The following is a 21,103-nucleotide window of genomic DNA, read 5'->3' as shown; positions in this document are numbered from 1 at the left end:
ATTAATAGCCTACTTGCTATATATTACTTTTGTACTGCCATTCTTTATTTATTGGCGTGATTTGTTTATGCTGTGCCTGTTTTGACATCTATATAGTGATCTTGTTACTTTTAGCTTCATGTTATATTTTATAGTTCTGTAATTGTTTGAATAATAACATTCATTTATTTTTTTACTGACTATAAATTTTGTAATGTTTCGCTATTAGTAATGCTTGTATTATAGTAAAAAAGTAGACAGTGAAAAATCATATTGCGAGAAGGCTTGTATAACACTTCTATTTTATTAATACATGCGCTATCAGTTGAAAAAAATCTTTTATCAATTCGCCAATTTTCTCATTATAAGTGGCAAAAAGATCTTACATAATACACTATATTCAGAAAAGTCTCAAATCACAAACTCTGAGGAAGAGCATATAATATCTAATCTACTTGAATTTCGTAATCTGAAAGTTGGTGAAGTAATGATTCCGAGAACTGACATAGTAGGTATACATGATTCTGCAAGTCTTGAAGAGTTAAAGGCAAAATTTATACACCCTGCGCATACACGTGTTCCAGTTTATAAAGGCAATTTAGACGATATTATAGGTTTTGTGCATGTAAAAGATTTTATACCGTATATAGATGGTAGTAGGAATTTTATACTGCAGGATATAGTACGTAAATTAATATATTGTCCACGTTCCGCTAAATGTATAGATTTACTTGCGAAAATGAAGCAGAACGCTACTAATATTGCTGTTGTATTAGATGAGTATGGTGGAACAGAAGGTATAGTTCTGATAGAGAATCTTGTTGAGCTTATAGTTGGTGATATTAAGGACGAACATGAACAACATTCTAAGATAATGATTCAACGTCTTAATGATAAAAGCTATATAATAGATACAAAAGCTAGTATTCAGGAAATTGAAGAGATATTTTCAATCTCCTTTTCTGGAGAAGATGGAGAATATGAAACTTTAGGGGGTTTTATTTTATCTTATCTAGATAGAATTCCTGAGAAAGGTGAGAAAATAGTTCATCCTATGGGCATAGAGATCGAGATCTTAGAGGTGGAACCAAGAAGAATTAAAAAAGTTAAGTTAACCCAAAAAGCAGGCGAAGAGGTAATGAGTAGCGTGTGAATTCGAAGTTGTAGCTGAATTAGTATAAAAAAATATCATGTTATGTATTACTTGAAATAACTTTGTTGCATAAATACTTAAGAGTTATGCTGTTCTAAGTATTATGTCTTCTGTTATTCTAAAATTCATAATGATAAATTAACATTGTTTTGTTAGTTTATGGAACAATACACTAAATAGAGCAAAGCTATAAATGGCTAGATTAAATAAGTTACGAAAAGGCAAATACAAAGTGATAAACTGGAGTGAATATAGCAAAGGCTTAGAAAGTAGAGGAGATATAACGATATGGTTTACAAAAGAAGCTATAGAATCATGGATTGAGAAAGCGTCTATAAATAGGAGCATAGGCAGGCAAAAGCAATATTCAGATTTAGCGATTCAAACTATATATACCATAAGACAAGTATTTAATTTAAGGCTCAGACAATCTGAAGGATTCGTGAGATCCATATTGAAGATTTTAAATATATCATTACCTACCCCAGATTATACAACCATTTCTAGAAGAGTTAGAAGCATTCTGGTAGATTTTGTTACCACGAAACCTACTGGGAAAGTGAACATAATTTTGGATAGCACAGGAATAAAGGTATTAGGAGAAAAAGAGTGGACTAATTATAAACATGGTACAAGACAAAGACGTATATGGCGTAAATTGCATATAGCAGTTACAGATGATGGCAATATAATTGCTGGAGAAGTTACTAAATTAAGAGATAGTGATATAGCAACAGTTCCTAAATTATTAGATCAGATTGATAACAAGGTTCAGAAAATTGTTGGAGATGGTGCATACTATAAGAAAAGGATGCTGTATTATATGCAATGTTGCTCTAATACTTCAGCATCTTGCTTTGTTGGTCCACCAAAGGATGGTAGTAAGAACTATGGCAACAGACTAAAAGTTGAAGAAACATTTTCTAGGTATAAAAGAATCATTGGTAACAAATTTAAGGCAATACACTTCTTAGCTCAACAAAACGAAGCTAAATTATCACTGTTAATTTTAAATCAAATGAAGGACATCGGAATGCCTAAGACTATACGTATCCCATAAATAGCAGCTGATCAACATACATGCTTATTTATGCAACAAAGTTGGTATGCAAGGCAACTATTGCGCACCGAAAATCCAGCAGAAAAAGTGGCAAAACTGCCAAAAACCTTATGGATTTTGTTAAGTAGTATTTGCTAAATACAGGATAAATTATATATCCGAAAATTAGCGCAGGGCCGCTTCTTTAGGCTAATTTTTGTACATTTAACTTCTCCGCAAAAATTTATTTCCTGCGTAAATAAATTTTGACGGATAGGCTATACAGTGATGGAGTTGTAAATATGCCAGTTCACACTAAGAAAACAAACAGCAAAGATAAAGTACTAAAAAATCGTGATCCAGAAACAACTGGTCATGAATGGGATGGTATACAAGAGTTTAATAATCCAGATCCGTTTTGGCTTAGGGGAATGTTCTATGCTATGCTGTTTTTTGCACTAGGATATTGGCTTCTTTATCCATCTTGGCCAGCTCGTTATACTTATGGAATTCTTAATTGGTCATCTCATGATGAACTTGCAAACTCTCAGAAAGAGGTTGAGCAGATTCGAGCAAAATATCAAGCAGAGTTTGATGCTGCATCTTTTTCAGAAATTATGGGGAATACAGAGTTATTGTCTTTTGCTATAGCTGGCGGTAGTTCCGCATTTCAGAATAACTGCTCACCCTGCCATGGTATAGGTGGAACAGGTGGCAAAGGTTACCCAAATCTAACAACTGGTGCGTGGCTTTGGGGTGGAACTATTGATGATATATATCAGACTATAAAATATGGAATTAGGTCGGAACATGAGGAGACTAGAGAATCACAAATGGCTGCTTTTGGTAGAGAGAAGATGTTGAATTCAGATCAGATAGATTCTTTAACAAAATATATACGTACCATAAGCGGCCTTACAAAGGATGAAAAGGTTGATAGTAAAGCTGAAAAAATATTTGAAGAAAATTGCTCTTCTTGCCACGGTATTGATGCAACAGGAGGGAAGGATTTTGGCGCACCTAACCTTCGTGATGCAGTTTGGCTTTATGGATCGGATTATAAAGCAATATATGACGTGATTTATTCAGGAAGAGCTGGTGTGATGCCGTATTGGACTGGAAAACTCACTGATTCTACTATAAGACAGCTTGCAGTATATGTGCATCAATTAGGTGGTGGGCAATGATATAATTTTCGACATAGCGCTAGTATAAAATAGAAACTATATTTTTTACTTGAGAAATAATTTGATATAAGCTTGCTATAACCAGAATCTATGGCAGATTTTCTCGGTAATAATCAATAGGTATATAGCTAAAGCGCTATAAAATATGCATAGCAAATGAGTTCTTTAGAATAAATTTTTATTCGCTTGAAATCGGCAATGTCACTCTATTTTAAGCGAGAGACTGACTTACTCCATCCGCCAAAAGTATGCATTTTGCAGGCTTTGCAGACATTTTTCTCATTCTGCCATAAAAAATCACAACAAATTGACACAGATACCATCAGCTGATCAATAAACCATACAATAACGCGAGTTGCCAATTAATTGATTGCCGTGTGGTAGATTTTTAGCACTCTATATGTTGCTGAGGGTTTTGAAAATAAACAAAAATAACATATGAAAAAGGTTTTTGCATCAAGGTACTGTTTTTTGATGATTTTATGGAAGATCTATTTATCCATATTGCCGGTAATTAGTAGCTTAGATGCTTCATATTAATTGGCGACTCGCGCTACAATACACAGTTGTATCAAGGAATTTCAAAAGCTAAAATGCATATTTCTGGCTGATGGACTTATTTATGTGATTTGGTATTATTTAAACCGTTTGCGCTTATTACATCAAAGCAATGTAACATTCTTTTGTAAAAATATAGCACGCTAGGAATATATAAAATAAATGTTAATGCTCCTATCCTACTTATGCCGTATAACGCCAAGCTTTCTTCATATATAATACAAACTGCTAAAAATGGTGGCGATATAAAACAGCATAATAAATATGTGCGCATACTTATTGGAAGTAATAAGCATGTGTAATATTGCAAAGATTTTATAAAGCCTAATCCTTTTTTATATATCAGTCTAAGACTGTATATATTGATTATAATTATGATAAACTCAATCACCGCTTTGTTTAAATAGATCATTGCATCACTTGAACCTATTGCATCACTACCATCTGTGAGATCACGTAGGGTTTTGTTAACTTCACATATATATAGAAGAGTCCATAGAAGAAATGTTACTATAGATGTAAAAATAATGCTGACTAAAAAATATTTCCATAGAGATGCTTCTGAAACTGCATCTTCTCTTAATTGTAGCGCTAATTCTTGATCATCAAAGAAGTACATAAATAAAATTTAAGAATTAAAAGCATATAATAGCAAATCTAATACGTCTATCCGCCAAAATTGATTTGCTTGCGCAAATAAATTTTTTTGCAGAATGTTGTTTGTATCAGCATATGCTTTTCCTCCGAAGAAGATATATTTGAATGCATACCACTACAATGTAAAGATGCGCAAGAATCTAACTTTTTGCTATTTTTTTGCATCTTTATTAAAAATAAACACACTATTACCGAAGAAATATTTGCACCTTTAGTATTTAATTAACTTTATCGCATAAATAACGACATATGTTTTTACATATGATATTTAGTACGCGCGCAAAAGTCTCAGAACAAGCCTAAAATATTGCTTAGCATGTCAAAATAGCGCGTTATTAAACACAAAATATTATCTATACAATAAAAATTATTTCATCTAAAAAGCTCATTGCTATCTCACTCTCAATTAAATATCTTAAGCATAGACAAAATTGGTTAACAAATTCATTTACGGTATAAATTTATGAATGACGCTATAAATATAGACTCTATTATAGACGTTGAGCACGCTGAGAATGATGCTGTATTTAATCTTCTTAGTATGCGTAACACTGGTACATTAATAGCAGGGAATAATATGTATCTCTTAGGCGAGAAAATTTATAACGAAGGCTTTATAAGTGCAAAGATGATATGTATGCCAAATGCTTTATACTCAGGATCTGGCACGCTTGAAGCTGATATAATTTTCGCTCAACAATCAGTTGCAGACACTATTGGCAATAAACATACAAACGTTGTCATAATACCTGAACATACCGAGAATTGGAGTAAGAGTGATTGTGACGAATTTTATGCGAAACTTCTTCCAAATTCAGAGCTTTAATTTTGTATATATTTACATTATTAGCCTCTACTTTTGCTGACACTGTCAGCAAAATGTATTGTAGGATAAGTTAGTACGCGCGCCAAAAGTCTCGGAAGTGGCATGAAATAGTGCCATAAGTGTCAAAATTGCGCTTTAAATCTGTAAGAAATTTATAATAAGCGCAAAAACCTTACGGATTTTGTGAAAGCAATGTTTGCGCACAGGACCAATTCATATATCCAAAAATTAGCGCAGGGCCAAATCCTGTACTAATTTTTGTACATTTAACTTCTCCACAAAAATTTATTTGCGCAAGCGAATCAATTTTTGGCTGATGGATAAGTTATTCAACATAGAAGTTAAAAGGCTCTGTGATTGAAGTTGCAGGAATTGGCTCGTCATTTAGTTGATAATGCCACCATTCCTTGTAATAATTTTTAAATCCATAAAATTCCATAGATTGTTTTAATAATTCTCTATTCTTCTTTGCTTCCTCTGAAATCGTTTGATTCTCTGTATGAGATAAATCGTCCAAGAAATCAACAATCGTTCCCATATCAAGTTCGGAATTATCTTGTAATCTCACTAAAGTAAGATCTACAGTACTGCCTCTGTTGTGAGCCGATTTTTCACTGATATATCCAAGCTCAAATAACTTACTCTTCTCAAGATTTGGATAATACTTTTCCTTCATTTTAAAATCTTCTGGCTCTTGAGACCATTTCTTAAAAGCAAGTATTGCATCCTGCGGCCTATATGAATCTTTAATCTTTAAACCAAATCCTATAGTAGATAGGTGATCTTGTACCTTTGCAAGCTGCAACGCAGCCTTTTCCGTCATAACAGCAACATTTTTCTTGTAACCAGGTACTATACTTCCGGTAAAATTATCATCTGTATTATACATCAGATCAACCTGTATGCTGCTACATATTTCAGAAACATAAACAAACCCATCTGGTAATTTTTTTGGTAGACTCATTTAACCAACCTCTTTTATCTTATTACTGCTTTAATACAAAATATACCCAAGACCCTTACAACATCTTTGCAACATAAAGGGCTGCTTGCGTGCAACTTTTGTGCAATTAATCTTAAGGTTTCATATTGATTATGAAATACAATACTTTCTATCTGCAACAAGAAATTAATAAAACTGAATACATACAGATACACCGCAGGTAAAATGAAGATTGATATTTGACTTTCATAAATATTTCAAAAAAACTTCAAAAAGAGCTAGGAAAGAGTGCTGGTGGCGTTCGTGAATAACAAATACATAACTAGCGCTCTGACTAGGTCAATTTTTGAAGTGTAACGAATATCAGCAATACCATACATCTACTTGCAGCAAATTAAACATCTTCGAACTGACTTCTAGAAATGCAAATATCGTTTATGATACATTCTTTGCACTTCGGCTTCCTTGCAACACAAACATACCTACCGTGCAATACCAGCCAATGATTTGCTTTTTGTTGCCAATGCTTGGGAATTAGAGCACTTAGAACCTTTGTCGTTTCTTCAGGAGTTTTAGTTTTACAAAAACCAATTCGATTACTTATACGAAATACATGTGTATCAACTGCAATTCTTGACTGATCAAACGCAGTATTCAATACAACATTTGCAGATTTTACACCTACTCCCGGCAATTTCACTAAACTATCAAAATCTCCAGGAACCTCTGAATTAAATTCATCGATCAACATCCTGCTCATCGCAATTATATTGCGCGCTTTGTTATTAAATAGACCTATCCTTTTTATATATTCCTTCAGACCAATCTCTCCAAGCGCAACCATTTGTTCTGGAGTATTTGCAGCTTCAAAAAGAGCTGGAGTAATTCTATTAACCATCTTATCTGTAGATTGAGCAGATAAAACAACAGCAACCAGCAATGTATAATTGTTACAGTAATCCAGCTCTATTTTTGGATCAGGATCTTGCTTTTTAAATCTTTCAAATATTTCGTTTATTTGTGGAAGTTTTAACAATTCATTATTATATTGCATCTTATGATAAATTGAATAACTTAATGTAGCGTTCCATAATACATAGACAGGTCTAATAAGTGAAGAAAAAAATTTTATACATTTGCAGGAATTGTGGAGAGGCTTACAACAAATGGATAGGCAAATGTGAAGGTTGCCAAGAATGGAATAAAATTGAAGCAACCGAAATAGATCAGTCTAAGACTAGTAATGCTCAGAATTTTCAGAAATCCATAGAAACTTTTACTATAGATCATTCTACTGTAGAGCACTCACATTTTAGAACAACAACTGGAATCTCTGAACTAGACAGAGTTTTAGGAGGTGGAATTGTCCCAGGTGCTGCAATACTGTTTGCTGGAGAGCCAGGCATCGGCAAATCGACACTGCTACTTCAGCTTGCAGCAAAGCTATGTGATAAAAATATACGCTCGCTATATATAAGCGGCGAAGAATCAATTGAGCAGATCAAAATCAGAGCGATACGTCTAGGACTTGCAGGCAAAAATATACAAGTTTCAGCAGAAAATGATGCATCTGCAATCATATCTTTATTTGAAAGATCTACTTACAGAAAAGAAACAGAGAATAAAAATGAATTACAATCGCCTTCTGTACTCATAATAGACTCAATTCAAACTTTATCACATCCCTCTATACAATCAGTGCCTGGCACAGTTGGACAAGTCAAGCAATGTGCATTTGAGCTCATCACAAATAGTAAAAAGCACAATATAGCACTGATTATGGTAGGACATATAACAAAAGATGGGCAAATAGCAGGGCCTAAGATCCTTGAGCACATGGTAGATACCGTCATTTACTTTGAAGGAGATCATACTCAGCAGTTCAGAATTATACGCGCAACCAAAAATAGGTATGGCCCAACAAATGAAATAGGAGTCTTCGAGATGTCTGGTGCTGGACTGCAAGAAGTACAAAATCCATCTGCAATTTTTATGCCTCGAAATAACATGAGCGTCAGTGGATCATGTATATTTGCAGGGCTTGAAGGAACAAGACCAATGCTCATGGAAATACAATCTTTAGTTGTCCCCTCTTTCTTAGCAACTCCAAGAAGGGCAGTAATAGGATGGGATGTAAATAGACTTTCAATGATGATTGCGATCTTGAATGCACGACTTGGATTAAATATATTAAACCAAGAGGTCTACTTAAACATAGTCGGTGGTCTCAAGGTTACAGAACCTGCGGCAGACCTCGCGGTCATAGTAGCTATTATTTCTGCAACAAAAAATATTGCTATTCCTCACAATGTAGTGTTTTTTGGAGAAATAGGATTATCTGGAGAACTGCGGCAAGTTACGCATTATGACACAAGATTACTTGAAGCAAAAAAATTAGGTATCGACAAAGTTGTAATGCCTTATAATAATAAAAAGATAGATGTTAACATGGATGTCATTTATTTGAAGCACGTATCTGATATCAAGCCTTTATTGAATAAATTGGGGAAAAAAAGTGAAGATTGAACACTTGGATTTTGCAGCGCTTAACTCTCTTGATTTTGGCGTGATTTTTGTAGTTTTAGCTTCAATGTTCTTCGCATTTATGCGAGGTTTTATAAGCTCATTACTCAGTTTGACTGGCTGGATACTTGCAATCTTACTATCGTATCAGCTTTTCCCATATGCTAAACCATATATAGGATCTTATATCAAGTCAGACCTGTTTGTTATGATTATTGGGCATACAGTTTTATTGTTATTGCTCCTAGTGGTTTTTGCAATTTTTAATACTATGATTTCAACTTTTATGCTTTCCATGCAACGTGGGGCTTTTGATAGGATGCTTGGCTTGATATTTGGTTTTTTTCGCGGAAGTTTGATTATTTCATTCTTTTTTCTTTGTTTTACAATAATGGCAAACCTGATATCTGGCAATAAACCGATGTATGAAAAAGATGACGCAATACCATCTACTATTAAAAATGCTCAATTCTATCCATTTCTAAAGGTTGGAAGCCATTTCTTAACAAGCTTCTTTCCAGTTTCAATTGAAGATAGCTTAAAATTTATTGCTGATAATCTTGGAGAGAAAGGCGTTGAAGATAGATTTACGGCAACTGCAATAAGAAAACTATATCAACACCTTGATGAATCTGAACTAGATGAAATAGAACAAAATGCGATTAATATTGACGAAGTACAGCTCTTGAAACAACTAAAGGATACATACGTAGATAAAGTCCAAAAAGGACAAATTACTGAAGATTTTATACCAAAGGAAGAACTAGATAGAATGCAACAGGTAATAGACAGGAATAATAGTAATTCCAAGATGGATTAGCCTATCTGTAATCACAACTCAACATTTTATAGCAAAACTAGATTTTACTATTTATATATTATCAAAAATAGTGTAGACGTAGTACATGCTTTCTTTAAGAAAATGTCTCTAGCTATAGCAAGTTGAGTAACAGGCGCTTATCACTCTAAACTGGATTTTTAACATTCTGCAAGTGACGTGTTAGCATGTTAGGTATTTTAGCTTGAGCGACTTTCATCCAAGGCTTAATGAATCGCATGCGTCATCACTTCCTAAGAAGCGAGAGGATTTATCTTGTTTGCGAGCAATTATGATATACCAAAAAGTCCAGCAGAAAAATTGGCAAAATTGCCAAAACCCTTATGGATTTTGTTAGCAAGTATTTTTGCAAGTATCAGGTAAATTATATATCCGCAAATTAGCGCAGGGCCCCGTCTTGAGGCTAATTTTTGTACATTTAATTTTCTGCAAAAATTGATTTGCTACGCAAATAAATTTTTGACGGATAGATTAAGAAATATCAGTTTAGCCTCCATACAGCTAGAGTATTTATTTTCTAGCTCGCAAATCTTAAGAAACAGATGCATGCAAAGTTACCTTTACATAATCATTGTTATTTATGCGGTTTTACCACATGAAATGATATAAGCAATTATTATTACTTGCGAATATTTTTATACATTATCATGACTCCTATACTTGCAGCTTCACATATGCTGTGAGTTGCTCTTATATTGGAACATAATCGGAGATGATTAATAAGCCTACAAAGGCAATAAGTGAATTGCAATTTAAAATGTTTTGAAGATCATGTTATACGAGCTATTTTTAAAAGCCACAGAATTAGTAGAAGCACTTGGATATCTTGGCATATTTATTATGTCTTTTATCGAAGGCACTTTTATTCCTATACCTAGTGAGATAACACTAATTCCAGCTGGTTATTTAGTTGCAAAGGGTTCACTTAAAATGTCGTATGTTTTAATCTCTGGTATATCAGGCACACTTGGCGGAGCTATCTTTAGCTACACAATTGCATTTCACTTTGGAAGAGCAATATTTATCAAGTATGGCAAATATTTCTTCATGGATGAAAAAAAGTTATCAAAGCTTGAGGATTTTATGGCTAAATATGGAAATATCTCTGTGTTTCTAGGCAGAGTACTGCCAGGGATCAAACACTTCATATCATTTCCAGCTGGCCTTGGGAAAATGGATCCGAAATTATTTTGTTTTTATAGCACCTGCGGTTCTGGGGTTTGGGCTTCATTTCTTATTTTGCTTGGGTATTTCATAGGAGATAATGAAGCACTAATTAATCAATATTTGAAGCAGGTCAACTTTGTGCTGCTGACGTTGCTTGCTTTTATCATGCTATATTTCTCCACAACAAAATATCTGCAGAAGAAAAATAAAAAATAAGATGGCTTTTGTCATAAAATTTGCTATATAGCGCCAATTCTTGCAAATAATTTAGCTATATGTAGAGAACGGTTGTTTTATATGGCACGCCCGCCAAAAGTCTCAGAAATAGCATGAAATGATGCCTGGAGTGTCAAAATAGCGATTTCAATCCGCAGGAAAATGTTATAATAAGCGCAAAAACCTTACGGATTTTGTGGAAATAGTGTTTGCAGCACAAGACCAATTAATAATTAATATATCCAAAAATTAGTACAGGGCAGCTCTAATACTAATTTTAGTACATTTAACTTCCCCCCAAAAATTTATTAGCTGTGCAAATCAATTTTTGAGGGATAAACTATATAATTTTGTGTGGCTTTTATGGATTTTAACAATTTGAACAAAAAGACGCTTTCTAAAGTAGCAGAAGCAAAATTGAACCTCTTCTTACATATCACCGGCTCTTTGCCATCAAATTATCATTCTATAGAAAGTATTTTTGTAAGGCTTAAGTTACATGATACAATACACGTTACTCAGCATGATACCTTAGAATGTAATGTCATTGAAAAAAATGATAATTCTAACATCGATTTACATATAAGTGATAACATTGCACTTAAGGCAGCAAGAAAAATTCAACAATTCTCTGGGTATAAAGGTGGCGCAAAAATATATATAGAGAAAAATATACCTATAGCAGCAGGTCTTGGGGGCGGTTCATCTAATGCTGCATCTACTCTGATTCTTCTAAATAGCCTTTGGAATCTTGCATTAAATGACTATGAGCTACACAACATAGCTAAAGATATTGGTGCAGATGTTCCATTCTTTCTGCAACCTCATCATGCCTTTGTAACTGGAATAGGCGATATTATCACACCTATAAAGTTTGATAGAAATATTCACCTACTGCTTGTGAACCCAAGAGTTGAGACATCCACTAAACATGTATACGATGATTACGCGCATTCTGTAAAAAATGGAAGGAAATATACAAACTCTTTTAAGGAACATCTAGGAGATCTGGATAAATTAATTTCTGACTCTAGCAACGATTTGGAAAGCTCTGCTATAGCAATACACCCGACAATATCAAAAGTTATTACAATGCTGGGTAACTCGAAAGGCTGTATTATTTCTAGAATGTCCGGCAGCGGTTCTACCTGTTTTGGTATTTTTGAGAATGAAGATACAGCTCTTAATGCAAAGAGTACTATGTTGGAATTAGAACCATCTTGGTGGTATTATTTTGAAACTCTCGACTTATCTTAAAGCATAGGTATTATGTTAGAATGTGCTATGGTACTTGCAGCTGGCTTTGGCAGCCGTCTTGGAGCTCTCACTGCGACAAGACCAAAACCTTTAATCTCTGTAAATGGAAAAGCTGTTATAGACATAGTATTAGATAGAATTTTTTCAACAAACAGCATCAAAAAAGCTATAGTAAACACTCATTATCTAAAAGATATGATGCGTGCTCACTTAGCAAGCAGCAAATATCATGATAGAATACTAATTAGCGAAGAAGATAAAATTTTAGGCACAGGCGGCGGCATATTGCATGCCATGAACCGCTTCTCATATGCAGAACTTTTGTTGCATAATTCTGATATACTTATATTAAAAGGCGGAAATATAGCCATAGAGCTTATCATGAAGACATGGGATCCGGATAGAATGGATGCGCTGCTACTACTTGCACCGCTTGGATGTCAGATCAACAAATCACTAGATCAATATGCAGATTTCTTACTCAGTGAAGACAATCATATTATTAAAGCACCTAATAATTCGACAAATGGCTACAAATACGTTGGTATAGCAGCACTCTCAAAAAAATGTATGGCTAATATTAGCTCTACGACTTTTCCTATCACAAACATTTTATTTCAATCTCAGATAGAAACATATCGAAGATACAGATTTTATGGTGTAGTATTACCAAAGGATGTGCTTTGGTGCGACATTGGAAGCACAGATAGTCTTGCTCTTACAGAAGACTATCTGATACATGCTATATAAATGAAATCAAGCTACCTTGTTACTTTTTCTTTTTCTAGATATAAGTCATATGAAGTAAAAGCACTGTAGCAAAAAAAGATAGAGCTCCAATTATTATTGTATAACACAATATGAATTCGAGAATTAAAACGCTAAATCATCTATTGAAGATTGCTAAAAAACGTGTAAATGAAAGACAATGCACAATTTCTTTTATTCGAAGTAGAATTACACAATGCGAAGAAGAATTATTAAAAATGCAGCAAGAACTTGATTATGAACAAGCTGTAAGTTTCAGTGCATCTCAATGTGTTTCTTACTTTACAAATTTTCATCAGCATTTGCACAAAAGGCAGTGCTTTATGAATGACGAGATAGAGAAGTTAAATGCAACTTTAACAAAAGAACTGGATTTAATAAAAGAGGATTTTATTGAACAGAAACGCTACGAATATTTACTGGATAAACTAAGTAATATTGCCAAGAAGACACAGCAAAAAATTGAAAATACCGAAATAGATGAAATTGGCCGTTATATGTCGATGCGTACTAAGTTAACTCCACAAGTAACAGCATCTTGATATCTCTAACTCTATTTTAAAAAGAGCTAAGAAAAACTAAGGAATCATATGTATAATCAATACATACGAGCATTCTTAATAAGGCACAAATTTTGAAAAGTATGACAGAGTATACGAACTACAATTTGGATTATTCGATATGATTTTACATGTGTTGCCTATAGGGTGTAGCAAGATTGTTAATCGTGCAGGAAAATCCTCTACCAAACGCAAGCAAGATGATGAATTTTCAGATGCTGTAGTCCGTGCTCATGAAAACGTTATACTTGAATCAGAAGAGTGTGAAATCACATCTACAATACACATTCCACAAAACAACAGTAATAACCTTTGGTTGATTCAAGATGAAATAGATGCTAAAGAACTGTTTGAGACAGCAACACCTATCCTTGAGAATTATAGGAACAATATTATACTTGGAGAGTATAGTACGCAGGAGTTGCTCTTATTACGAGACGCGGTCGATCAGTTGAAAGAGCATTATCATAATGATAATGACGCGTTGAACAATTTAGAACGTATAGTACTAGTTGAGCTTGCAAAACTTGGAATATAGCATAATACCTGATACAATAGTTTATACTGCGTGTAATGAAAAGTTGACATTTATTATATACATACATAGTTAGACTTCAAAAAAAGCTAAGAAGAACGCGTGCGTATGTGTAGCGCTGTGCTCAAGTAAGTGCATGCTTTGAGGATTTTAATAGTATGATTTTTCAAAGTATTAGGTAATTTATGCGCCTAATACTTTTATATATTTGCAAAAAAATTAACAAAGTAATATGAAACATTAAGCAAAAAAGACTTATACAATGACTTAGTTAACAGAGCAGTTACAAAATATCAGGAGTGTTTTTTAAAGGCGCTAATTTTGAAAAGTATGACTAAGTATATAACTCACATTTATTTTCATGCACCAATATGCTAAACGCAGCAGACATTTTATTACGTGCAGCTTCTTTGCTAACATTGTCTGTCTTTGGCTTTATATGCGGCAAGATGAGCAACATAAGCCCCAAAAACCTTCTACCGATTTTATTCTACATCCTAAACCCAGTAATTTTCTTTCGCGCTGGCTTAAACATCGAGATGAGCGGAGTTTATCTATTTTTGCCAGTTATGGTATTCTGCCTATCATCTTTGGTCTGCACGATATATTTCCTTGTATCAAAAAAATTATGTAAGGGTAAGAATGGAGCTAAGAGAGCAGGCTTACTAGGATATGCTTCTGGAGCTTGTAACTCTGGATACTTTGGTCTTCCAATCGCTTCTTCAATTTTTGAAGATCCAGTCGTTGCAGTATATATAGCTAGTGCTCAAGGAATAGCTCTTTATGAATTCACTGTTGGAATCTATGTACTTGCGCTCGGTAAGTGTAGCAAAATACGAGCATTTTTCCACATTTTCAAACTACCTATTATCTACGCTTTTTGCTTTGGTTTGATATTAAATTACTTTGATCTTGTGTTACCAGAGCCCATACAGAATACTATGACCAATATACAAGGTGCATATATAATTATGGGAATGTTACTATTAGGCATAAGCTTATCATCAGTTAAATCACTTAAATTTGATTTTTCATTTCTTTTTTCCGTTCTTTCTGCAAAATACATAGTATTTCCTGCTATAGGATTTTTAATAGTAGCTCTTGACGTGTTTTTATTACATATATATCCAGATGAAATTCATAAGATGATTATTTTACTGTTCACAATGCCGCCTGCACTGAATACCGTATTGTTTGCACTTTTATATGATCATCATCAAGAGGAAGCTGCAACCACAGTATTACTAGGAACTGTGATAGGCCTTTTATATATAATATCAATCATAGGGTTTGCTTATGACTGGATTCCACATTGCAAAACATAATTTCTAAAGCACAGCATTTTTCTTATAGCTTAAATATATAGCACTGCGCTATTTTGACACTCGTGGCACCATTTCATGCTTGTTCCGAGACTTTTGGCGCGGACAAAACACTTTAGCTTCATTAATTTTTTCAGGCTCACAAGCATAAACTTATTTAACGCGAGTTGCCAATTAATTGCTTGAATTAATTGCTTGCTGTGTGGCAGATTTTAAGGCCTTATATGTTGCTTGAGGGTTTTGCAAATAAACAAAAATAAAATATGAAAAAGGTTTTTGCATCAAGGTACTGTTTTTGATGATTTTATGAAAGATCTATTGATCTGCATTGCCAGTAATTAATAGCTTAGATGCTTTTAATATTAATTAACAACTCGCGCTATTTAAATCTTACGTTTTATTAAACAAACAACTCAGCGTATTAATTTCCTCATATCTTTCTGCAGCCACTAGCTCTCTTGCAAGTTTTACAGCTGATTCTATAAAATGCCCGTGCTTTTCCAAATTTAAAACTTTAAATTCGGGCAAACCACTCTGCTGATTACTCAATACCCTACCGCCACCTCTAAGCATTAAATCTTGCTCTGCAATCTCAAAACCGTCGTCACAATTTTTTATTATCTTTAAACGCTGAAGAGAAACTTCAGAAAGTGCATTCCCATAAAGCAACACACAATAACACTGAAGATCATTTCTACCTACTCTACCTCTTAATTGATGAAGCTGAGCAAGCCCAAACCTCTCCGGGTTTTCTATCACTATTACAGACGCAGATTGTACATCAACACCAACCTCTATAACAGTCGTAGCAACTAAAATTTTTGCCCTGCCATTGTCATCTTTAAAATCCTGCATTATCTCTTCTTGCGCTTGCTGCGCAACTCTGCTGTGCACTAAGCTAGTAGGAAAAATTTCACTTAGCATTTCATATCTCTTCACAGCATTTGCAAGATCTAGCTTTTCTGATTCCTCTATAAGCGGACAAATCCAATATACTTTTTGATTTTGATTTATTATCTCAGAAATTCTACTAAGCAATTGTTCTATTTTTCCTTTAGAAAGTAATGTAGTGATTATCGGCTTTCTTTTCGATGGCTTATGACGCAATATAGAAATATCCATGTCACCATATTGAATAAGTGTCATGGTTCTTGGTATTGGAGTTGCTGATAACATCAATATATCGGATTTATCTCCCTTGTTGATTAAACTCATCCGTTGCTCTACTCCGAATCTATGTTGTTCATCTATCACAACAAGATTTAGATCTTTAAATACTACATTTGGCTGAAAAATCGCATGAGTTCCTATAATCAGTTGAATTTCACCGTTTGCCACCATCTCATAACTTCTTCTTTTATCCGCAATGCTCTGGTCACCTATCAAAAGCCCAATTCTTACACCAAGTTCTTCTGCAAAACCTTTTAGATTTTCAAAATGCTGCTTTGCAAGTATTGTAGTAGGCGCAGCAAAAGCTGCTTGATAACCATTTTCTATAGCATTAATACAAGCACAGAATGCAACCAGCGTTTTACCACTTCCAACATCTCCTTGCAAAAGTCTCACCATTCTATTATCAGATTCTTGAGATTCAAAAATCTCATTTATTACTTCTGCTTGTGAATCTGTGAGAGAAAATGGAAGTATTTCTTTTAGCCTGCTATATAACTCCCTTCTATTATTAAACGTTTGCGTGCGTTTAGATTTCTTTAAATAATTGCTGCGGCATATCTGAAGTCTCGCTTGTTCCACAAGTAATTCATCAAATGCAAGCCGCTCTTTTGCCTTTTCAACATCCTGTTGCATAACTAATCTTCCAGGATGATGCAAAAGATTAAACGCTTCTCTCATTGCAGGCCAACTGTTGCTTCTCAATAAATCTATAGGTATCAACTCTGGAAATTCTGGCATCTTATTCAGAGCTTCGTTTACAGCATAGCTTATTATTCTAGAACTTAAGTTTTTTGTTGCGCTGTATATAGACTCTACTTCCGATATTTGCTCTATTCTTTTTGGAAGATCTACTATATCAGGATGCACTACTTGAAGCTTCCCAGCATTTATAGTCAGTTTTCCACTAACAAGGATGTCACTTCCTATTTTTAAAATGTTTTTTATGCTTTGAGGTGGATTATGAAAGTATATAAGCTGTAAATGACCACTTTCATTTGAGCAATTTATACAAAGAACCCTTTTACCTGTTTTATTATGAAAAAAATTAGATGATAAGTTATTCGCTTTATTACTAAAATAGTCAATATTGACTACAGTTGCAATATAGCACTCCCTATTAATTTTAGATAAGTTAGGGGAAATCAACTTCTTCACAAAATCTATTGGCAAGTATGTAACCAAATCTTTTAAGTAAACACACTTTATTCTTTCGAATTGCTTAGCTCTAAAATCCCCAATTCGGTGCAGGCTGCTCACTGGCGTATTTAAAAAGTCTAAAATATCTTTTCTCATTCTGAAAAATTTTTTATTAAGACCTCTGCGTAATGAAGGATTTAAGTAATTTACTCAACTATACTCGTAATACCTTGCAAAATTTGTGCCTTTAAAAATGCTAATCATGTATTTGTAAGCGCTATTTTGACACCCTAAACATCATTTCATGCCTCTTCTGAGACTTCTGGCACATACTTTTTACCTTAGCAAAGATAAAGATCCAAGATTTGTATAAGCACCTAAAAAATATTCCTACTGTTTTCTTTTAAATACAACTAGATATAAAAGCAGTAAATAACTTCCTATCCTCATCTGTTGTCAAAAATTCTGGATGCCATTGTACTCCTACACAAAATTTGTGTTCCACATGCTCTATTGCTTCTATTATTGAATCTTCTGCAAAAGCGCTTGCTATTAAACCTTTCCCTAACTTATCCACTGCTTGGTGATGAGAACTATTTACCTTAAAAGCATTAGTGCCTAAAATATTGCTCAAAATTGTGTTACTAGCAACATTTACTCCATGGCTTGTAAGATGCTTAGGAGTTTTTTGTTCATGCTCTATACAATTCTTTACAGAATCCGGTATGTGCTGAATCAAGGTACCACCAAAAAAGACATTTATTAATTGATGTCCACCACATATTCCAAATATAGATTTTTTCCGTATAAGCATTTCTTTTAGAATTGCATATTCAAATGCTGTACGCCGTTCATTTATAGTAACTCTATTACTTGTCACATTCTGATTGTAATACTTTGGATCTATGTCAAAATTTCCACCTGTGATCACAAGCCCGTCAAGCAGCATTGAATACTCGCCAGCAGCAGTAATATCATAAGGGATAATCAGCGGTATAGCGCCACATTCAACTACTGCATTTGAATAAAACTCACGCAGAGCATAATATGAATAATTAGAGTAAGCATTCTGATCACCTTTACAACTATCCACTGTAATACCAACTAAAGGTCTTTTTAGCATCTGCAAAGCATTCCCTCATTATTTTTGCATATTCATTTGCTCAAAGAAATCATGATTGTTTTTGTGATAACGCAATTTATCATTCAAGAACTCTATTGATTCAGTTGCTCCCATTGGATTCATCACACGCCTTAAAACCCACATTTTAGAAAGTATTGATCTATCAACTAAAAGATCTTCTTTTCTGGTTCCAGATTTTGTAATATCAATAGCAGGAAATATTCTCTTATCTGATATCTTTCTATCAAGCACTATCTCTAAGTTACCAGTTCCTTTGAATTCTTCAAAGATTACTTCGTCCATACGAGAGCCTGTTTCTATCAAAGCAGTTGCTATAATAGTCAGCGAACCGCCCTCTTCCGTATTTCTAGCAGCACCAAAAAGTCTCTTTGGCTTCTGCAGTGCATTTGAATCAACACCACCACTCAAAACCTTACCGGAAGACGGCACTACATCGTTATAAGCTCTAGCAAGCCTTGTGATAGAATCAAGCAATATCACAACATCTTTCTTACGCTCAACCATTCTTTTAGCTTTCTCTATTACCATTTCAGCAAGCTGCACATGTCTATAAGAGGGCTCATCAAATGTAGAACTCACTACCTCACCTCGTACTGATCTTGACATATCTGTGACTTCCTCAGGACGCTCACCAATCAAAAGCACTATCAGAGAGATTTCAGGATAATTTGTACTAATTGAATGCGATATATTTTGCATCAGAATAGTCTTACCAGTTCTTGGTGGCGCAACAATAATTGCTCTTTGGCCTCTGCCAAGAGGTGCGACTATATCTATTATTCTACAGCTTAAATCTTTGGTTTGAGAATCAGTTTCCAACTTAATTTGTTTCATTGGATATATTGGAGTTAAATCATCAAAGTGAACTCTGTGTCTATTTTTTGATATTTCAAGTCCAGTTAATATATGTATGTTAGTTAGTGCGAAATACCTTTCTCCTTTCTTAGGAGCTCTTATTGGACCAATTATTGTATCACCTGTTCTTAGTGCAAACTTTTTTATCTGAATTGGAGAAACATATATATCATCTGGCCCTGGTACATAATTTGCTTCAGAAGATCTTAAAAATCCGTATCCATCTTGCAGTATTTCAAGCATACCATCACCAACTATTACAGCTCCTTGATCTGCTAAAACTTTTAAAATTGCGAAAACTAAATCATGCTTTTGCAAATAACTGGGATTTTCTATTTTCAAAGACTCGGCAAGATTTAAAAGCTCTTCAGGAGTTTTATTTTTCACATCCTTAAGGTTAACGATTGTTTTTTGTGCTTGATTATTGTTGTTACCATCATATGCTGCACTACTTCTATCAACACTTGCTCTACTTGAAGCATCTGTCCATCTCCTAGTCTCAGACTTACTCCTTGTTAAATCCAAAACACCGATTTTGCTGTTTTGAATTCCTAATGTTTCTTTCTTATCACCCGCGTCATTTGTCGCATTCATATTATTCTCACATCCTTGTACTTCACTATAATCTTGCTGACTTTCACCGAAATCATATCCTAGCTTTGTCTGCACTCCTTGATTCTTTGAATCTAAAACATCAGATGAAGCACTCTGTTCTGAAAGATCTTGAGTTTGCTTATTATTTCTAGAATCATGGAAACGCCCTGTTTTCTTAAGTGATGAACCTTCTCTCTTCTTAGAAGTAGTTCTCAGATCCTCAACTTTTGGCATGTCTTCACCCTCTTCATTATTGTTTATTATATTTGAGATAAACATTTGTTGAGCACCCTGATCCTGATTCAAACCTAAAAAGCTAGGCTCTTCTAATAAATCTTGATTATCGCACATCTGAGCAACAGGGACTTTAGGATGACGCCAATTTTTTGTATGCATAAGCTATTAATTCTATTAATTTTAATAATTCATAATATTGTAATAAAAGGCACAAAAATCTCCCAAAGAGATGAAAACACACTCAAGTATTAATGCTGCGTTTAAATAACCGCGTTACAAACCAAGAGCATTTTTACAAAAAGAGAGACAAAAAGAATTTTGTGCAAAGTAAGCAGTGTATATCATATTAGATTTTGTACAGCTTTCATAAAATTCACAGTACAAAAAACTAAGGATACACTATGATTTATCGCCAATAAAAGCAGTTAAATCACC

18 protein-coding genes are annotated in these 21,103 nt (G+C 34.1%); 12 read left to right on the top strand and 6 right to left on the bottom strand.

Annotated features, from left to right (window positions below; translation table 11 throughout):
* The first annotated feature begins 304 nt into the window (after positions 1 to 304).
* The 3 genes from AACL20_RS03640 to ccoP all read left to right on the top strand — a co-directional run bounded on the left by AACL20_RS03640 (position 305) and on the right by ccoP (position 3,358).
* The gene (locus tag AACL20_RS03640; RefSeq protein WP_339051698.1) at positions 305 to 1,132 is read left to right on the top strand and encodes a hemolysin family protein; all 828 of its coding nucleotides are present in this window, start codon (positions 305 to 307) and stop codon (positions 1,130 to 1,132) included.
* A gap of 193 nt (positions 1,133 to 1,325) precedes the next feature.
* A complete protein-coding gene (locus tag AACL20_RS03635) occupies positions 1,326 to 2,192 on the top strand; it encodes an IS5 family transposase (protein ID WP_339051697.1) in 867 nt (288 codons plus the stop codon).
* A 245-nt stretch (positions 2,193 to 2,437) separates the two neighbouring features.
* Positions 2,438 to 3,358, top strand: coding sequence for a cytochrome-c oxidase, cbb3-type subunit III (ccoP, locus tag AACL20_RS03630; protein ID WP_339051696.1), 921 nt, complete (start codon positions 2,438 to 2,440; stop codon positions 3,356 to 3,358).
* A 616-nt stretch (positions 3,359 to 3,974) separates the two neighbouring features.
* Here the strand turns inward: ccoP and AACL20_RS03625 are convergent.
* Positions 3,975 to 4,535, bottom strand: a complete 561-nt coding sequence (locus tag AACL20_RS03625; protein ID WP_339051695.1) for a hypothetical protein — start codon at positions 4,533 to 4,535, stop codon at positions 3,975 to 3,977.
* 501 nt (positions 4,536 to 5,036) lie between these two features.
* Here AACL20_RS03625 and AACL20_RS03620 point away from each other — a divergent pair.
* Positions 5,037 to 5,399: a hypothetical protein gene (locus tag AACL20_RS03620; protein ID WP_339051694.1), complete on the top strand. Its 363-nt coding sequence runs from the start codon at positions 5,037 to 5,039 to the stop codon at positions 5,397 to 5,399.
* A gap of 325 nt (positions 5,400 to 5,724) precedes the next feature.
* Here the strand turns inward: AACL20_RS03620 and AACL20_RS03615 are convergent, their stop codons facing one another.
* Both AACL20_RS03615 and nth read right to left on the bottom strand, forming a co-directional pair.
* The gene (locus AACL20_RS03615; protein ID WP_339051693.1) at positions 5,725 to 6,363 is read right to left on the bottom strand and encodes a M15 family metallopeptidase; all 639 of its coding nucleotides are present in this window, start codon (positions 6,361 to 6,363) and stop codon (positions 5,725 to 5,727) included.
* A 373-nt stretch (positions 6,364 to 6,736) separates the two neighbouring features.
* Complete coding sequence (nth, locus tag AACL20_RS03610; RefSeq protein ID WP_339051692.1) at positions 6,737 to 7,396, bottom strand: endonuclease III; 660 nt, start codon at positions 7,394 to 7,396, stop codon at positions 6,737 to 6,739.
* A 59-nt stretch (positions 7,397 to 7,455) separates the two neighbouring features.
* On the opposite strand from nth, the gene radA reads away from it, so the two are divergent.
* From radA to AACL20_RS03570, 8 genes are all read left to right on the top strand, one after another.
* The gene (gene radA / locus AACL20_RS03605) at positions 7,456 to 8,868 is read left to right on the top strand and encodes a DNA repair protein RadA (RefSeq protein ID WP_339051691.1); all 1,413 of its coding nucleotides are present in this window, start codon (positions 7,456 to 7,458) and stop codon (positions 8,866 to 8,868) included.
* Between the two features lie 4 nt (positions 8,869 to 8,872).
* Positions 8,873 to 9,685 (top strand): CvpA family protein, encoded by an 813-nt coding sequence (locus tag AACL20_RS03600; protein WP_339051690.1) that lies wholly within the window; start codon positions 8,873 to 8,875, stop codon positions 9,683 to 9,685.
* Positions 9,686 to 10,474: 789 nt separating this feature from the next.
* Positions 10,475 to 11,086 carry a DedA family protein gene (locus AACL20_RS03595; protein ID WP_339052670.1) on the top strand — a complete coding sequence of 204 codons (612 nt, stop codon included), beginning with the start codon at positions 10,475 to 10,477 and terminating at the stop codon, positions 11,084 to 11,086.
* Between the two features lie 363 nt (positions 11,087 to 11,449).
* Positions 11,450 to 12,343 (top strand): 4-(cytidine 5'-diphospho)-2-C-methyl-D-erythritol kinase, encoded by an 894-nt coding sequence (locus tag AACL20_RS03590; protein WP_339051689.1) that lies wholly within the window; start codon positions 11,450 to 11,452, stop codon positions 12,341 to 12,343.
* 12 nt (positions 12,344 to 12,355) lie between these two features.
* Positions 12,356 to 13,093 carry a sugar phosphate nucleotidyltransferase gene (locus AACL20_RS03585; protein ID WP_339051688.1) on the top strand — a complete coding sequence of 246 codons (738 nt, stop codon included), beginning with the start codon at positions 12,356 to 12,358 and terminating at the stop codon, positions 13,091 to 13,093.
* Between the two features lie 143 nt (positions 13,094 to 13,236).
* Positions 13,237 to 13,653, top strand: a complete 417-nt coding sequence (locus AACL20_RS03580) for a hypothetical protein (RefSeq protein ID WP_339051687.1) — start codon at positions 13,237 to 13,239, stop codon at positions 13,651 to 13,653.
* A 139-nt stretch (positions 13,654 to 13,792) separates the two neighbouring features.
* On the top strand, positions 13,793 to 14,209 hold the full coding sequence (locus AACL20_RS03575; protein WP_339051686.1) for a hypothetical protein: 417 nt from the start codon (positions 13,793 to 13,795) through the stop codon (positions 14,207 to 14,209).
* 536 nt (positions 14,210 to 14,745) lie between these two features.
* Positions 14,746 to 15,531 (top strand): AEC family transporter, encoded by a 786-nt coding sequence (locus tag AACL20_RS03570; protein WP_339051685.1) that lies wholly within the window; start codon positions 14,746 to 14,748, stop codon positions 15,529 to 15,531.
* A gap of 387 nt (positions 15,532 to 15,918) precedes the next feature.
* Here the strand turns inward: AACL20_RS03570 and AACL20_RS03565 are convergent, their stop codons facing one another.
* The 3 genes from AACL20_RS03565 to rho form a co-directional block, all read right to left on the bottom strand.
* Positions 15,919 to 17,994, bottom strand: coding sequence for an ATP-dependent DNA helicase RecG (locus AACL20_RS03565; RefSeq protein ID WP_339051684.1), 2,076 nt, complete (start codon positions 17,992 to 17,994; stop codon positions 15,919 to 15,921).
* Positions 17,995 to 18,241: 247 nt separating this feature from the next.
* A complete protein-coding gene (locus AACL20_RS03560) occupies positions 18,242 to 18,961 on the bottom strand; it encodes a gamma-glutamyl-gamma-aminobutyrate hydrolase family protein (RefSeq protein ID WP_339051683.1) in 720 nt (239 codons plus the stop codon).
* A gap of 18 nt (positions 18,962 to 18,979) precedes the next feature.
* Positions 18,980 to 20,431 (bottom strand): transcription termination factor Rho, encoded by a 1,452-nt coding sequence (gene rho / locus AACL20_RS03555; protein WP_410519936.1) that lies wholly within the window; start codon positions 20,429 to 20,431, stop codon positions 18,980 to 18,982.
* Positions 20,432 to 21,103: the final 672 nt, after the last annotated feature.

The sequence above is a fragment of the Candidatus Lariskella endosymbiont of Epinotia ramella genome, assembly GCF_964019805.1.
Taxonomy (GTDB): Bacteria; Pseudomonadota; Alphaproteobacteria; order Rickettsiales; family Midichloriaceae; genus Lariskella.
This window is presented reverse-complemented; position numbering and strand designations above follow the sequence as displayed.

What these genes read in the sequence shown, in the direction of transcription:
- nth (WP_339051692.1), bottom strand. Translation starts at nt 7,396, where the DNA reads ATGCAATATAATAATGAATTGTTAAAACTTCCACAAATAAACGAAATA.
- AACL20_RS03590 (WP_339051689.1), top strand. Translation starts at nt 11,450, where the DNA reads ATGGATTTTAACAATTTGAACAAAAAGACGCTTTCTAAAGTAGCAGAA.
- AACL20_RS03635 (WP_339051697.1), top strand. Translation starts at nt 1,326, where the DNA reads ATGGCTAGATTAAATAAGTTACGAAAAGGCAAATACAAAGTGATAAAC.
- AACL20_RS03615 (WP_339051693.1), bottom strand. Translation starts at nt 6,363, where the DNA reads ATGAGTCTACCAAAAAAATTACCAGATGGGTTTGTTTATGTTTCTGAA.
- AACL20_RS03585 (WP_339051688.1), top strand. Translation starts at nt 12,356, where the DNA reads ATGTTAGAATGTGCTATGGTACTTGCAGCTGGCTTTGGCAGCCGTCTT.
- AACL20_RS03575 (WP_339051686.1), top strand. Translation starts at nt 13,793, where the DNA reads ATGATTTTACATGTGTTGCCTATAGGGTGTAGCAAGATTGTTAATCGT.
- AACL20_RS03595 (WP_339052670.1), top strand. Translation starts at nt 10,475, where the DNA reads ATGTTATACGAGCTATTTTTAAAAGCCACAGAATTAGTAGAAGCACTT.
- AACL20_RS03620 (WP_339051694.1), top strand. Translation starts at nt 5,037, where the DNA reads ATGAATGACGCTATAAATATAGACTCTATTATAGACGTTGAGCACGCT.
- rho (WP_410519936.1), bottom strand. Translation starts at nt 20,431, where the DNA reads ATGAATGCGACAAATGACGCGGGTGATAAGAAAGAAACATTAGGAATT.
- AACL20_RS03565 (WP_339051684.1), bottom strand. Translation starts at nt 17,994, where the DNA reads ATGAGAAAAGATATTTTAGACTTTTTAAATACGCCAGTGAGCAGCCTG.
- AACL20_RS03570 (WP_339051685.1), top strand. Translation starts at nt 14,746, where the DNA reads ATGAGCGGAGTTTATCTATTTTTGCCAGTTATGGTATTCTGCCTATCA.
- AACL20_RS03560 (WP_339051683.1), bottom strand. Translation starts at nt 18,961, where the DNA reads ATGCTAAAAAGACCTTTAGTTGGTATTACAGTGGATAGTTGTAAAGGT.
- AACL20_RS03625 (WP_339051695.1), bottom strand. Translation starts at nt 4,535, where the DNA reads ATGTACTTCTTTGATGATCAAGAATTAGCGCTACAATTAAGAGAAGAT.